Raw genomic sequence first — 14,760 nt, 5'->3', positions numbered from 1 at the left:
CGGGGGCCGGGATTTTATTATCCGGCTCCGGCGTTAACGTCACGGGAATCAGTGCCGGCATATTTTTTCCGGAAGGCTGCAGGCCACCTTTCCGGTATTGATGGCGCCAGTTGAAGAGCAGGTTATCGTTGATTCCGTTTTCACGGGCGATCTGCGCCACACAGGCTCCGGGCTGCAGTGACTGCTCCACTAAGGCGATTTTAAACTCATAAGGAAAATTAGGCCGCCGGGGACGTTTTTTTACCACCGGGACTTCGGACATAACGGTGCTTTCAGTAAGTACGACAGGTACTGTGGAGGCATTCCCGTAAAGACGGGCATCAGGTTCCCGCTCCGACATACCTGCGGGCAGAGGCCATGAAAGGCCAGCTTTGCGGAAGCGCACGAACATACCACAAACAGTTGATTTTGGTACGCCCAGGCGACGTCCGGCCACAATCCGTGGTAAATGTTCTTCAAAGTGAAGACGTAAAGCTTCAGTGATCCAGGTCCGGTATTCCATACGATAGTGTCCATTAAAAATGATGGACATTATTTTTGTGGAGCCGGAGGAAACAGACCAGACGGTTCAGATGAGGCGCTTACGGCTCAATGCCGGTTTGAGCTGGCGTTTTTAACAGCCACCTAAATTTATATACAGGAACCGTCCGCGGACGGTTCCTGTACGATACAGTCCCAACGTCATCGTTTTAACAGTGCTCACTGCGGTGTATCCCGCCCTGCCCGGGTTATACCGTAAGCTGCCGGAGAAATTTGTATTGCCAGGCAGATTTTCTTGCTTTCATGCTCCCGGCATTCATTTAAAGGAAAACGTTATTGATACTATTTCATCTCCGCTTATATCTTTTGGCAGCACTTTGTATATATATAACGCTTTCCCGTATATTGTCACCCGCCCACCTTTCAAACCCGCGTTAACAAGCTTTCTCATTAACGGATCTGCTTTTTTGTATAAAACAGATGCATTCATGGTATTTTTGACAGGTGTCCCGTCAAGTTTTTTCTCAAACATATTAAATCTTACCGCATCCGTATCTGCATATTTCCCTTTTCCTTTTTCATTTACCACCAGATAAACACCTGGCTGAATCTTTCTGTAATGTTTATTACCAATCTTTTCCCTTAACAGGCTTTCAGTTTTCCTGGTATTACGCTGAACAGTTCTGTTCACTGAGGACAATGCATCACTGATTTCTTTTTCAGAAAGCTTCAGTTTTTTATTAGAGGCATCATTAAAGCCCTGAGTTAAGGTTTTTTCCGATATCTGAAGTCCATTGATTTCCAGTTCCTTCGAATCCATCATGGCCTTTTGCAAATAGTATGTTCCTAACGAATAGGACAGCATTTCTCCGGGTTTCTTTTTATCTAACGGTTTATCATTCTGCTGACGGAGAGCAGTAATCTGTGCGGTCAGCTCCGACAGCTCCGTGCCTTTTTTAGCTAACGCATCGGCTGAGCCTTTCTGACTCTCCTGCAATTTTGCATTCTGCTGACGAAGAGCAGTAATCTGTGCGGTCAGCTCCGACAGCTCCGTGCCTTTTTTGCTTTTATCCGTTATGTCCGCCGTTTTTTTCTGCTTTTTGGGTGTCTTCTCACGCTGTTTTTTCTGAACCGGAGGGGGAGACGACGACTGTGCCACCGAATCACTGATATCTAACTTTAATATGTCAGATAAAAAATCATCCTGATGTTCCGCAGCTCCGGTAAAAGAGGGGAGCAAAAACAATAAAAGCAAAAAAAAAACTGATTTTATTGCCTTTCATCATTGTGCCTTAACCGGAGTGGCCTGGATTTTCCTGTTGTATTCTTCAATAAGAAGCTGTTCAATATCGTTACATTTGTAGTTTATTTTATATTCAAATAACGGCGTAATTGTCTTCTGTACATTCCCGGATACGTTACTTGCAGCGTAAGATTTTGCCTCATTAATGAGGAAATGCATCTCTTTCAGCGTTGTTTTGTATCTCTCATTAAGATTAGCCAGTGCGCTTGCGTTTTTTACACATTGCTTCAGATACTGATACTGTTCTGAATCCACACCCTGAATATCAATATCAGTATTAGTATTAGTATTAGTATTTATTACTGATGCTTTCTTCAGATGTTTAGCATCACTACATCCCTGCAGGATAAAAACAGACATGCAAAGAATTATTACTGAACTCATCTTTTTCATTTTTTGACCCTTTCAGATACCACCTCAACGTTTAAACGAAAATTTTAATTTGTTTATCCTTGAGATTCAATGCATTACATAACGCCAGCTGTACGCGTCCCACGCTTTATCCTGGCAACTTTTCACATTTACGCTTTCTCAGTAACCACCAAAGCACAGGAATCGTCCGCACCCTGCAATCCGGTCAGAACATGACAGACTACCTGAAGGGGCCTGACAGGCCCCTTCAGAAGAAAACATCAGTGATAACAGTTATTATCAGAAGTCATACCGGATACCCAGTATTCCTTCCGCATCCGTCTTAAAGTAACCATCAAAACTGCTGTTTACTTTTGCCTGCACTGACAGTTTCTCAGTCAGCTTTCCGTTGATACCAAACGAAACGGTATAGCGGTCAGCCTTCTCTGCATCATAGTGACGGGCTTTCCAGTCATCACGCTGGGTCATTCCCGGCATATCGTTCAGCGTGATATTCCGCCAGATACCTGCCTTCAGCGTCATATTTCCGGAGACTTTTTCTGCCTCAACCCCGGCCTTCAGCCACAGGGCGTCGCCATCATGAAGCTCCACGCTCCGCTCCCGGCCCTGCAGACGATTTCCGTCCACCCGGGCACCGTTCAGTGAAACAGTCGGTGTTATCGACATATCAAGGGGGGCTGCATGCATCTTCCACCCACCACGGATACCCGCTGTCAGGATATGGCTTTTTGCCCTGCCGGACAGGTCACTCAGCTCTCCCTGAATAGTGTAATCTTCAGACAGCTCCCGGTATCCGGTCATACCATCCACAAACAGACCACCGGCAAAGGATTTGCCCGCCAGAACATGCACTCCCCACAGGCTGAAATCATCCCGGTAGTCATCTGTGCTGCTGTGCCCCCGGTAAAACTCTACCCCCATCCCCCACCAGGCATTACCGGTAGCAGACTGGCGGAATCCAACATTCAGTCAGCTCTGGTTCAGGCTGAAGTCGTCATATCCACCATAGCTGTACCCTGTCATGGCCCATGCACCGCCGTCTGCATCACTGTTGTCCACAACCTGCGTCCAGTGGTCAGCACTGTCACTGAGAGTGAACTCACGCTCAGCCAGCAGGGCCGGCGTCACGTTCACGGCAAGCCGGAAGTCACGCGGCAGCATGGCTTTAATCTCAGAAAGTCCGGCCACCGCACGGTTCAGGATTTTTTCCGTCAGAGGCAACAACAGACCGGCAGATTCCACCCGGTTAATGAAATATGCCGGCGGAATGATTTCGCCTGCAGGCATGTGCCAGCGAACCAGAAGCTCTGCACCGGACACAGTAAAGTCTGATGCAGAAACCACCGGCTGGAGATACGGTTCAAACTCCCCGTTAATGAGCGCACGCATCAGCCTGTCTGCGGATACAAAATCACTGTCCATACTGTCGGTCTTCCATTTTATGAACCTCCCGGTCCAGCCCGGTCATCAACAGCATCCTGAAATCCCTGACGCCCACATTCTCTGCCAGCCGGGCATAATGCCAGTACAGCCCCCGTTCACTCTGTTTCAGATTCAGGGGACGGTCTCTTCCTCTCTCAGAAAGGCGTTTCAGTGCCTGTCGTTGTCCGGACGTCAGGCGAAATTTACCGGTACGGGCTGTCTTTCTGTTCAGTGCCATGCGGACAGTTCTTTCCAGGCACGACAGCGGCATGCATCCGCTGTACACCGGGCAGATATTTCGCAACACCTTCAGCATTTCCAGCCTCTCCGGTACCAGAACCAGCATTTCACCGGACATTTCTACCCTCAGTTCACGTATCCAGGACAGATGACGCCCCCAGCCCGTAACAGGCTCTGCACTCAGCGCCACAATAATCAGGTCCCAGCCATGCCGGGCACAGGGATACCCCGGAGGTACACGGTAAACGTTGTGGCCCTGTGCGGACAACAGGTGCCACAGCCCTGTCAGCTCATACCAGCAGGTTCCGGTCAGAAGGATTTTTTGCCTCACACTTACGACCTTCACCACATCAGTACCGCACAGAACATCACCAGTGTCAGTACCAGACATGTCATACAGGCTGCTGCCACACAGACACCAACCACCCACCACATCGGTATTAACACTTTTCGTTGCCGGGCCATCAGAAGTACACCACCACCGGCGTCAGATTACCCTGCCAGCGTTTTACCGGCTCCTCAGCGCCGGGGAAATTCACCCGCACATCACTCAGGGATGTCACCCAGACACCGGCAATATGCTGTCTGCCATTCTCCTGTGACAACAGCGACTCAGCTCCTGAAATAAACGCATCAGGACGCGCGGTTAACCCGGCATAGTCCGGGGTCCATTCATAGCCGTTCACCTGCCATAACTGACGTTTCACCTGTTTTTCGGCCTCCGGCGTCACCTCTCCGCTGACCACGCTCCAGCCCTGACCACCAGTAATATTGTCCTGCCATGCCAGAAGATGGCGCATCGTGAACGTGATTTCCCCGTAACGCACCTGTCCCCGGGCGAGTTCTCCCCGGGCCGCAATACGGGGAGATGATGGCGCCACCTGAAGTAATGTCACCGACGGCTGCAGCCCCGGACGGGCAGTTGTCAGTGATGTGGTATGTCCGCCAAGAATATAAAAATCCTGCCCTCTCCGGCTTTCACTGACCATGCCGCTTTTACCCGCTGCCAGGCCAGCCTGCACTGCATCAGGAGAGCTCATCCGCACAGCGCGGGGCTGCCACTGCCAGGAAACTTCAGGAACATACAGCGTGCCGCTGAATTCCGTCACGCCCACAGCCATTCCCTCCTGCCAGTGGCCCGGCGGAATAGTCAGGGGTTGCGCCAGCACACTGGCTGAAGTCAGAAAAAACAGAGCCGGAAACATACCGGACTTCAGACGATGAATAATATTCAGCACCGGACCGTCCTCCTGCTTACTGGTACTCAATACTTACCGGCAGTGACACCCGCCAGCGTTCCGGCATCATGCCGTTCAGACGTAATTCACCACTGCCTGCCACAGTCTGTGCACCATACGCACCTTCAACCTGACGCAGGGAGGCATCACTGAAATGACTCACACCTGAATAACCACTGACGGTCATTGCCTGCAGCCAGCCGGGGCCTTCGCCACTGAACATCTTCTGCAGAACACCCGGAATATCAGAAGTCTTCATGGCTGCGCTTTCACCAGGCAGGCCATTCACATTCAGGTCGTCATACACGCCGGCATACACCGACTGCCCGTCCTTCACATGGCGCAACACCCCCGCAGCCTGCATTCTGAAAACAAATGTGCCTGCCCGGACGTTATTATCTCCGGTGACAGGCAGCGTCACCTCCGCCACGCCTGGTGCTGTCCATTCAAGCGAAAATCCCTCAGTACCCTTTCCGTAACTGACACGGGGAGAAAGCCCCTCACGTCCTGCCGGTGTGGTCAGGGTGGTTTTTCCCAGTAAAACGGTCATCGCCGGCAGTGCGACCGGAATTGCCTGCTCACCGTCACGAACACCGCGGCTCTGTTTAACCTCCAGACTTTCATTTCCCTGTCCGACTTTCCATACCCACGGGTTACGGGTGCTGGTCACCGGGCCTTCCAGCTTAAGTTCTCCGCTGAAATCTTCTCCCGGCGTGTTCCAGGCCAGTACACAGGAAGGCAGGAGGCTGGCAGCAAACAGAAACAACGTCACCTTTTTCACTTCTCTTCTCTCCTTATATCCCTGCAACCATCACTGTACCGTGACCGTCACATTCAGCCCTGCCTGCCATGCTGCAGGTGTACCCTCCGCCGGCAACCGCAGTTCAAAATCCGACACTACAGAGGCATATGCCGCAGCCAGATTCATCACCCGACCGTCAGCCAGCACCCCCTGACTGATAACCTGTCCGTTATCCACCGCATTCATGCCATTGCCAAAATTCTGATTCATCAGTAACAGAGAAGAGAGTCGGGCTTTCAGCCCCTGTGGCAGCGTTCCTGACTGTACATCCGTCACGCTCTGTCCGCCGACCAGCGACATCCCTGCCGGCACTGTCGCCCCCTCTTCCTGTGCACCGGCACTGACGGCCATTCCCTGATTCAGGGTGAAAGAAAGCTGTCCCGACACGTTTCCCGTCTCCGGGTCACGCACCGGGACAGAGGCGCGAAAGCGTTGCGCCGTAGTGCCACTGCCTTCCTTTACGGCGAAAGGCTGTCCGTTACTGCTGAAGGTAATAAATGGTGTGAATCCGGGACCACCACGCTCAGCCACCTCATGCAGATGTCCCTCCAGAAACGGCAGGAGCCCTTTGTCACGCAAATTAAAAACCAGTTGTCCGTTCTCTGCACGCGCATCTGCAGTATCCACTGCCCAGGTCTGATCCGGTGAACTGATTTGCCAGGTCCATTTGGGGGCTTCGTCAGTAACAAAACCATTAAACTGAATTTCGCCACCATCAAGAATATTGGCATGAAGTGCAACAGAACAGAACAGAGGTATAAAAAGCAGGGCGTGAAGAAAATACTTATAATGACGCATTGTCTCATCACCATGGTTATCTCTCCCGTAACGGGAGAGATAACCAATATCAATTAACTATAGGTAATCTGAATGCCCAACGGAGCTTCCCACTGGGTGTCAGCGTTAATCATTCTGTTGAATTTAATTTTAAAAGTGTTACCGACAGGAATACCTAATGCGTAAGAACTAGCATAAGCGTCAGTCGACGAATCAAATCTGGTAGCATTACTGCGCAGTATCTCATTATCGCCACCTGTCGCCCCCGACATATTTGAACTAAACGCTCTTACCTGAGCCAGTAAATCACTAATAACCGGAGCACCAAAGGAACTCAATATATTATTGGCAACTGTCTTTGTTTTGACTTTGCTGGAAGCAGCATTATAAAACGCATAACTTGGGTCCTCTACCCAGAGACGGTCCGTTTGTATCACCGGATCACCGTCCAGGTTCCCAGCACTCATGACGGCAACTGCTTTAACATTCAGGGTCATTGCACCAATTTCCCGTTGCTGATCATCACGAACCGCCAGTTTCATAGTACCTGAACCGTCATCAACAGAAGTATTCCACACAGGTGTAATCCTTCCTTTAAAGTCACTGAATGCAACCTGAGGAGCCATATTCCGCGCTCCCTGAAAGGCATTATTGGTTTTACCCACCAGGAGAGGCATATTATCTACAGCCGTAACAGTTAATGCAGTGCCAGCCTCAGTTAAATCATTTGTTCTATGTGAATAGTTATCGTATCCCTCACCAATAGCCCAAACCCACACATTTTCAACGGATGGCTTAGTGATAATACCGGCAAATTTGATTTCACCATGAGTATTACCAGCGTCAAAGTTACCCAGACCAGCTATAGCAGAGCCGGATACTGCAGCAGAGGCAGCCACAGCCAGTGCAATCAGAGTTTTTTTCATAAAATAAATTCCTTGATATTTCATAAATAATAAACTGAAATCGGTAATCCTTATTTTTTCCGGAATTACCGCAAAACTATCCCCTGCGGATTCATTTAAATAACCGCATTTCATTAAACACAGTGTTTAACTCAGAATAGCTTTACGTTATTCCCGTTTAAAAAGACGGTAAATCCCTTTACCAATCTGACTCATTCCGGAGTCACGGATGTATTGCATTTGTCGTCGGAGATGAATTCTCAGTCTTCCACCTGCAGCGCTATCTGCAGATTTCCCCGGTAACTGACCGGGACTTCCAGCTCTGCCGGTGCATCCGTTCTTAACTCAACCAGCTTCTGTGCCTCAGGTACGGTTATCACCACATCCTCACCCTGCTGTCTGGCACTGAGTGCCACTCTCTTTCCGTCAACCATCAGGGCCGTCTTCAGAGTGATGCGGGCTTCCCCGTTATCCGGCAGAGTCTGTTTCACCGTGATGTTTGCCAGTCCGCCGGAAGCCGGGCGGCTTTCTGCATGCCGGATTATCAGCTCTGCAGGCAACGGGCTGTTACTGCCTGAGCGGTACAGCACCGGGTCTGTCGGTGTGCGGGTCACCTTCACCACACTGTTACCTGACACCTGACCGTTCACCACCCCCAGATACTGCGTTTTCTCGCTGTATTCAGCGGCCAGTGCTGACTGAATACTGAGTGCACTCAGGGCCAGGGCGACTGCCATCATTGTTTTCTTCATTTATTACCCCTCTGTTCCGTGTTCCGGAGGGCGATTATTTTTTATCTGCCTTATCAGACGGATTAACCGGCGAATCAGATGTCTTCTGCCCGGAAGGGGCTGCAGTCTTTTTCTGGTTAATGGTCCAGACCTGCAGCGTGCCCCAGTCATTCAGGGAATCCACCTTCGCAACATTGCTTTTCACCTGTACTTCATCACCCGGCATGAACATCAGCAGTTTCTGTGCCGTCTCGTTATCCGTGGCAATTTTCTTCCCGTTTCCGTCCAGCAGGCTGCCAATCGCAAAAATGTACGGCGTGGTGTTCACCAGCATGGTCCTGCCATCCGGGCGGCTCTGCAGGCTGATGCCCTCTTCAGCCCCCTTGCGCCCCTCCAGCAGGGCCTTCGGACGATAGAACAGCTTCAGCTTCGTGCGCAGCGCCACTGCAATACCGCTGCCCTCCAGAGCCGGCGGAATATCCTGCAGGTTCAGCCAGTACACCGACTCTTTATCCTTCGGCAGATGGTCCGAGGCCATGATGATACGCAGCGTCTGCTGACCATTCGGCTTCACCTTGAAGAAGGACGGCGTAACCACAAAGGTCGGACGGGTGTCCTTCTCCACGATATTGTCCACCCAGGCCTGACCACCAAAGGTGCGCGCCTTATCATTGTTGGTGACCGTGATGGTCAGCGCATCCTTGTCACCGCGAAAGATATAGCGGGTCTGGTCTGCCGCCAGGGAAGCCATCGCACTCTGACAGGTCATCATCAGCGCCAGTGTCATCCCCAGCGCTTTCGTCACCCGGTTGGTGAAAAACGTCGTTACTGCGTTACGCTTACTCACACGTAATCTCCTGTAGTTTCTCAGTATCCTGCAGTTTCGCCGCAGGTATCCGGCACTGCCCCAGGGTGATATCACCCGGCGCATCCACCGTGTTAATCATCAGCACACCATTGTTGGCCACAAAGCCCAGCGGCGTGTTCTTGCTGTCACGTGCCCAGGTTCCCCCCGGCACAAACTCACCGTTACGCTGCTTCACCTGCAGCAGGTAACGCTTAACTTTCAGGGCATCAAATGGCATCCAGACCACCGCCTTGTCCGTCGGCACCACCTTCTGACTGGTGTTCGTCAGCTCGGTGCTCAGCGGCAGCGTGCCCGCATCAATCGTCACAGTGTTCCAGTCATAGCTGTTCAGCGGCACCACCAGGTTGCCATCACTGTTTGTCTGTCCGTCACCGGACGTCACCTTCACTCCGGGTGTATCCTTCACGTTCACCACTGCCACAGTGTCACCGGTCGTGCGGCTGAACATAATGTCTTTCGCCGCCGGCACTGCCAGTACAGAGCCACTCGCTGACACAGAGCCACTGGTGCCTCCGGATGATGACTGGTTCAGAGCCCCACTCAGATAAGCCCGGTCACCGCTGTACGACGCGTTCAGATAACTGCTGGTACCGCCATCGCTGTCACGACCACCACCAAAACCATAGCTGAAGCGGTCATTCAGCGAGCCGGAAAGCCCCGTACTGAAGCCTGTGCCACCGTCTTTACTCGTGCTCACCGAAGTGCTGCTGCTGTAACGACGGTCAAGCAACATGAACGGCACCGAAACAGAAGCGGATGCTGACCAGTTATTTTCACCTTCCGCATTCCGCGAACCGGTCCAGCTAAGGTTCACGCCAACACCTTCAATCTGCGTGCTCAGCGTGCCGGTCACCCCTCTCTCCTTACCGCTGTCCTTTTGCTGGCGGTGAGCACTGATTGCAGAGGCCGGGTAATAACTCCGCTGCCAGCCGGATAGTGACAGACTGAACAGTCCACCCACAGGCTGACTGATACCGGCACTCCACTCATCCTTCACCCGGCGCCCCTGGTTCACCTGGCTGTACACTTCCGACGGATTAAAGGAAGACATGTCTTCGTATTCTTCACTTCGTCGTGACCAGCTCAGGCGCAGACCCGTGTTGGTGGTTTCCAGTTGTTTGCTCCAGGCCAGTTGCACCTTGTTACCGCTGTGGCTGCCATCGCGATATTTCGCTGATGCATATGCCCCATCAACTGACACAGCCCCCAGCCAGCCAAGCCCCACCACCATACCGGCACTGGCACCTTTCCAGTCCTGGTTAAATACCAGCCCCGTACGCAGTGTCAGATTCTCCAGACCATAACCGTATGACGCTGCAAACACCGCACCATCCATATCACTGTCATCGTCAGGCAGACCTGCAGCCAGGTTAAACTCATGCTCTCCCGGACTCAGCTGACCATTCATCACCGCCAGCGGAAAGACCTGGGTCTGCTCACGCCCGTCCTCACCGGTAACCTTCATGGTCACATCCCCACTGGTGTACAACGGTACATCTGTGATGGAGAACGGCCCGGCAGGCACCATTTCTGAATACAGCAAGCGCCCGTTCTGTGTCAGGGTTACCCTCGACGGCCCGTTCGCAATGCCGCTGAACACCGGGGTGTACCCCAGGTTGCCCGGCTTCATGCTGTTGTTCCGGCTCAGTGACACCCCGTACGTTCCCGTGCTGCCCAGCATGCTGTCACCGGTGGACGTCTTCCCGACCAGAAGGTCTGCGCTTAACAGACGAATGGCACGGCTTGCTGTAAACATATTTATCGTGGCGGAGCTTTCTCCGCTGTCACCCGCGCTGGCCGTGGCCGAAGAGCTCACCACCCAGTGCCCGATATTGGCTTTCAGGTCCGCAGAACCAAAGGCCGAGGTGTTATTGCGACCGGTGTTGGCGTTCGCGTTATAGTTCACGCGAAATGCACTGGTTCCGTAATCCCAGTCCACGTTCTCCGGCATCTTCACCAGCCCCTTCTGGGGAATGGACAGCGCCAGACTCTGGGTGGAAACATCAAAATCCACCTTCACTGACGGGGCTTTTGTCAGCACATAGCACTGTCGTGTGGCGTCATATCCCTCACGAAAGTAATCTGCACTGACGTAAATCCCGGCCTTCGTCAGCCATGCCTCTGTCAGACACAGTTCATTACTGTCCTGTGGTGTCACATCCAGTATCTGTTTTCCGGCCTCCTTCCCGTTCAGGGACAGGTCAACCAGATAACGCCCTGGCGCATAGCTGCCGTTCAGGGCTGCCCAGACTTCCGGATTAACCCCGGCACCACCCTGGATAAAGGACATATCCAGTTTTTCACCTGCAATACCTGTGGCACTGGCAAAAGCAGCTGATACGGCAAGCGCAAGTGCGGCCCGACGGAAAAACACGGATGAAACCGGCTCTGCGGCTACCTTCTTTCCTGCACACACAATCCTTTTCTCCGTTACTGATACGTGACCACAAAGGTCAGCGCACCCGTGTATTCCCCCGCCTTCACGTTCGCCGGAAACACCGGCTGCGCACGAAAACGAAACTGTCCTTTAGCAGCAAACTCCACCGGGTAATTCACCGAATGACTGTCCTGAGTCAGACGTCCGCGATAATCAGCCTGTGCATCCACCGCCCGCACATCCACGCGAATACCATCACCGGCACCGCGGGTGACCACGCCCCCTGCATCCAGCTGTCCCGGGTTACCAAAATCCAGGGTGGCGACCTGCCCTGCCTGAAAGGCTGAGCAGCCCTGAACCGTGGCACCGGACTCATACAGACGCACAGTAAAGTCACGCGGAGGCACAGACACCCCCGTGGACTTGCGGTAAGTCCCGAATGTCAGCCGACCACTGTTGCCGGTGCTGTCCGCATCCACCACCACATGACAGGCCGAAGCCACCACGTCAGCACTGAATACGGTTTTCTGAACAGCGGCGTGAGAAACCCCGCCCCCTGCCAGAAGCAGAAGTACTGAAAGCGATAAATTTTTCATGCGGTTATCACCCCGAATATGGCGAACGGGTCTCTGACAGGTAAAAAGGAACTAATCTGTCCACCGTCTGACTGATTCGCTGAAAACGATTCAGCGCCCCGGAAAAATACCCCGGAGAAACACTGTGTCGCTCACAGGCTTCTTTTCGGGTGTAACCAAAAACCAGGAAATCCCTGAGCGCATTAATAACTTTTTCACTGTGAACCGGAGAGATTTCAGTCAGCAACCAGAAATGATGCTCCGACATTTTTCCGGGTGATAAAGCACGCCCGTGCTTCTTGGTCAGATACAGATAACTGTCGCTCATTTCCATCTATTCCAGAAATATAACCAGACAAAGAGACGGCATAGCTCCGGATAACACAAATGTATTTACACTGGTGCCGCCCTGCCTCCTGCCAAAAGATTATCACGGTGTTTTATGCCAAAAAATATCATTTTCGCGATCTTTATAACCAAAATAGCCACATAAAACGGTGCAAACAACCACACACAGCCGCCAACACAGAATAACAACCCAAAAACTCACAAAAATACAGATAAAAAGATCGTCGTTTTTGTGACCATCGATATTGAATTCTGAATGAACTTTTTGTGTTAATTTAGATTTTCATCAAAAAACAGATCACATTTTTCATATAAAAAATGAATTTAAAATCACAGCAAATATTAAAGTAAGAAATTAAAAGAACAGAAGGAAATATACACACAATCATCTGTGACTTAATGATGCATTCAATTACCAGAAACACTGTAATCAAAATGTTACAATGATGATTTATAATGGATTTTATGTAAGAAAAAGTGGGAAGAGAGGAGGAATTCAGAGCCAGAAGCAGATTATAATAAATGAATATCACAGATACGGATGTAAACAGAAATGAAGAAAAAGCAGATACTGTCTTTTATTCAGGAGATAAACACGCCATGCAGAACGGCTGACGTTTCTTCACATTTTGACATGAGCGCTTATCAGGCCCGCCATTACCTTATGTGTCTTGAAAAAGAGGGAAAAATAAGACGTACACCTCTTCGTCGTGGTGCCCGTACTTTATGGGAGGTGGTCAGAGAAACAGAAAAGCATTAATAAAAAAATATGCATTTTTTCAGCATAACCTGTATTTATTAGCCACCTGAAAAGTAACCAGAGTTTAACAACTGAGTGCTTATATTGTTACTTTACGGCGTTGTGTGAAATATTGCAGAACCAGGTGTCTTTTTATACCACTCACAGATACAGATTACTGATGCGATATCCCGCAGTGTCAATACTGCCAACGCCGCAATTTTTCTGACGGAGGGCATCGACGGCCTCATTAGCAGTGATGTTTGGATAATCACCCATCGAAAAACAGTTCAGCCCTGGCAACGCAATCCACATTCAACAATGCAATACGCAGGTGTTCCTATGGCCCGGCCTCTGTCTGCCGATACACCTCCAGGACATCCTGCCACTGCCGGCGAAGACGGGGGGATTCATTCAGCTCTGTAAAACAGTATTTATCCGCCAGATAATCAATTCGTGTACGCATACTGAAAAGAATTCCGTATAAAGATTCAGCAGACAAAACTTTATCAGTCTGTAAAAATTAACGGAAGAGTCGATGATTCACCCGGTCATCACCGGGTGATTGTTGCAATAACCAGTGGCATCAGGGACTGGGCAACTGTTTTTAACGCAACATACTGGCCGGATGTATCACCCCGGGCAACCCGAAAACACCTTTCCACACGACATTGTCCGCCAGCGCTTATCACCCGCCAGGTCTGTTGCAATAAATCCACCACTTGCGAACATTCTTTATCAACTGTGGCACTGGCCCGCGGATGGCAAATGATTGTCTGGCTGAGGAGCAACAGGCATCGCATTGTTGCTCCTCCATGTTGTTCCCGCAACCAGCGTAATACCACCGGCGATGATGGGCTGGTCGTGTGATTACGCTCAGTAATACGTTCATAAAAGGAAGTACAGAATGCATGAATCTGTTGCCCGTTGATGTTTCCTTCTGCCGAATGGAGCGTGAAGTGAAATGCCTGCAGACGCGGCCAGTGGTCCACCGCCTGCTGAACAAAACGCCGGATTTCCCCCGGCTCTGAAAGTAAGGCTTCGGTTATTTGCACTATTTTATCCCTGTTGAATTTTGTTAAGTCGGTGCAGACACACGGAAAGCGCACATCAACACCGGCACAGTACGATACAAACACCAGTGACTGACGGGACGAAGGGAATGACGAATCAGTCAGGAAATGATGACAAACAGTTGGCTGACCAGAGGGTGTCAGCAGAAAGATGAGCGGGAGTTGTCAGCGCCAGCACCAGGGACAGGGCTGATTTCCACAATACCAGCGCCGGCATTTCGCACATTGCCAGCGTACCGGCATCACAACACGTTTCATGCTGCTCCTCGTGATTCCTCTATTCGCTGCTGCATCCACTGCTCCACTTCGCTTTTGTACCAGCGACTGCTGCGCCCCAGTTTGATGGGTTTAGGGAAATGACCTTCACTGATCAGCTTGTAAAACCATTTATCGGTCATGCCGGTGAAACTGGTGATGTAGTTCATGTCGATCAGGGGATCGTCGGCACGCAGCAACACGCTGTCGTGGCTTGTTGTGGTCAACATGGTCAGAATGTCCTTTGTGAGATTT

At 51.1% G+C, this 14,760-nt stretch carries 18 protein-coding genes and 2 pseudogenes; 1 reads left to right on the top strand and 19 read right to left on the bottom strand.

What is annotated here, in order from left to right:
* The 15 genes and pseudogenes from tnpA to FFT88_RS23150 all read right to left on the bottom strand — a co-directional run.
* Positions 1-532: IS66-like element accessory protein TnpA (tnpA, locus tag FFT88_RS23215; protein WP_135403759.1), on the bottom strand; the 532-nt coding region annotated here is incomplete at its 3' end.
* A gap of 264 nt (positions 533-796) precedes the next feature.
* Positions 797-1,735: a hypothetical protein gene (locus tag FFT88_RS23210; RefSeq protein ID WP_135403758.1), complete on the bottom strand. Its 939-nt coding sequence runs from the start codon at positions 1,733-1,735 to the stop codon at positions 797-799.
* Positions 1,736-1,762: 27 nt separating this feature from the next.
* A complete protein-coding gene (locus FFT88_RS23205) occupies positions 1,763-2,176 on the bottom strand; it encodes a hypothetical protein (RefSeq protein ID WP_240731088.1) in 414 nt (137 codons plus the stop codon).
* 258 nt (positions 2,177-2,434) lie between these two features.
* Positions 2,435-3,124: an autotransporter domain-containing protein gene (locus tag FFT88_RS23200; RefSeq protein WP_276609672.1), complete on the bottom strand. Its 690-nt coding sequence runs from the start codon at positions 3,122-3,124 to the stop codon at positions 2,435-2,437.
* A gap of 123 nt (positions 3,125-3,247) precedes the next feature.
* Positions 3,248-3,577, bottom strand: a pseudogene (locus tag FFT88_RS25720) (EAL domain-containing protein); the annotation flags it as partial.
* Positions 3,567-4,208 (bottom strand): hypothetical protein, encoded by a 642-nt coding sequence (locus tag FFT88_RS23195; protein WP_135403757.1) that lies wholly within the window; start codon positions 4,206-4,208, stop codon positions 3,567-3,569. The pseudogene FFT88_RS25720 and the gene FFT88_RS23195, both read right to left, overlap by 11 nt.
* A gap of 73 nt (positions 4,209-4,281) precedes the next feature.
* On the bottom strand, positions 4,282-5,055 hold the full coding sequence (faeJ, locus tag FFT88_RS23190) for a F4 (K88) fimbria accessory protein FaeJ (protein ID WP_135403756.1): 774 nt from the start codon (positions 5,053-5,055) through the stop codon (positions 4,282-4,284).
* A gap of 16 nt (positions 5,056-5,071) precedes the next feature.
* Positions 5,072-5,836: a F4 (K88) fimbria minor subunit FaeI gene (gene faeI / locus FFT88_RS23185; RefSeq protein WP_135403755.1), complete on the bottom strand. Its 765-nt coding sequence runs from the start codon at positions 5,834-5,836 to the stop codon at positions 5,072-5,074.
* Between the two features lie 30 nt (positions 5,837-5,866).
* The gene (gene faeH, locus FFT88_RS23180; protein ID WP_135403754.1) at positions 5,867-6,655 is read right to left on the bottom strand and encodes a F4 (K88) fimbria minor subunit FaeH; all 789 of its coding nucleotides are present in this window, start codon (positions 6,653-6,655) and stop codon (positions 5,867-5,869) included.
* A gap of 53 nt (positions 6,656-6,708) precedes the next feature.
* Entirely contained in the window at positions 6,709-7,560 is an 852-nt protein-coding gene (locus tag FFT88_RS23175; RefSeq protein ID WP_167851591.1) for a hypothetical protein, read from the bottom strand.
* Positions 7,561-7,799: 239 nt separating this feature from the next.
* Positions 7,800-8,291, bottom strand: a complete 492-nt coding sequence (gene faeF, locus FFT88_RS23170) for a F4 (K88) fimbria minor subunit FaeF (protein WP_135403752.1) — start codon at positions 8,289-8,291, stop codon at positions 7,800-7,802.
* 34 nt (positions 8,292-8,325) lie between these two features.
* Entirely contained in the window at positions 8,326-9,117 is a 792-nt protein-coding gene (gene faeE / locus FFT88_RS23165) for a F4 (K88) fimbrial chaperone FaeE (protein WP_135403751.1), read from the bottom strand.
* Complete coding sequence (faeD, locus tag FFT88_RS23160) at positions 9,110-11,512, bottom strand: F4 (K88) fimbrial usher FaeD (RefSeq protein ID WP_135403750.1); 2,403 nt, start codon at positions 11,510-11,512, stop codon at positions 9,110-9,112. Before faeD ends, faeE begins: the two co-directional genes overlap by 8 nt.
* Positions 11,513-11,568: 56 nt before the next feature.
* Positions 11,569-12,111: a type 1 fimbrial protein gene (locus tag FFT88_RS23155; protein WP_135403749.1), complete on the bottom strand. Its 543-nt coding sequence runs from the start codon at positions 12,109-12,111 to the stop codon at positions 11,569-11,571.
* 7 nt (positions 12,112-12,118) lie between these two features.
* Positions 12,119-12,418 (bottom strand): adhesin biosynthesis transcription regulatory family protein, encoded by a 300-nt coding sequence (locus FFT88_RS23150; RefSeq protein ID WP_135403748.1) that lies wholly within the window; start codon positions 12,416-12,418, stop codon positions 12,119-12,121.
* A gap of 573 nt (positions 12,419-12,991) precedes the next feature.
* Here FFT88_RS23150 and FFT88_RS23145 point away from each other — a divergent pair.
* Positions 12,992-13,198 carry a FaeA/PapI family transcriptional regulator gene (locus tag FFT88_RS23145; protein WP_071600476.1) on the top strand — a complete coding sequence of 69 codons (207 nt, stop codon included), beginning with the start codon at positions 12,992-12,994 and terminating at the stop codon, positions 13,196-13,198.
* Positions 13,199-13,520: 322 nt separating this feature from the next.
* Here the strand turns inward: FFT88_RS23145 and FFT88_RS25715 are convergent.
* The 4 genes and pseudogenes from FFT88_RS25715 to FFT88_RS23135 all read right to left on the bottom strand — a co-directional run.
* Positions 13,521-13,643, bottom strand: a pseudogene (locus FFT88_RS25715) (DNA-binding protein); the annotation flags it as partial.
* Between the two features lie 88 nt (positions 13,644-13,731).
* Positions 13,732-14,232: a hypothetical protein gene (locus FFT88_RS23140; protein ID WP_001543293.1), complete on the bottom strand. Its 501-nt coding sequence runs from the start codon at positions 14,230-14,232 to the stop codon at positions 13,732-13,734.
* 115 nt (positions 14,233-14,347) lie between these two features.
* Positions 14,348-14,476 carry a hypothetical protein gene (locus tag FFT88_RS25875; protein ID WP_276609671.1) on the bottom strand — a complete coding sequence of 43 codons (129 nt, stop codon included), beginning with the start codon at positions 14,474-14,476 and terminating at the stop codon, positions 14,348-14,350.
* Between the two features lie 28 nt (positions 14,477-14,504).
* Entirely contained in the window at positions 14,505-14,735 is a 231-nt protein-coding gene (locus FFT88_RS23135) for an AlpA family transcriptional regulator (RefSeq protein WP_000958491.1), read from the bottom strand.
* Between the last annotated feature and the right edge of the window lie 25 nt (positions 14,736-14,760).

This window comes from Escherichia sp. E4930, from assembly GCF_005845405.1.
Taxonomy (GTDB): Bacteria; Pseudomonadota; Gammaproteobacteria; order Enterobacterales; family Enterobacteriaceae; genus Escherichia.
Note: the sequence above shows the minus strand (reverse complement) of the source record. Positions and strands in the feature narration are given on the sequence as shown.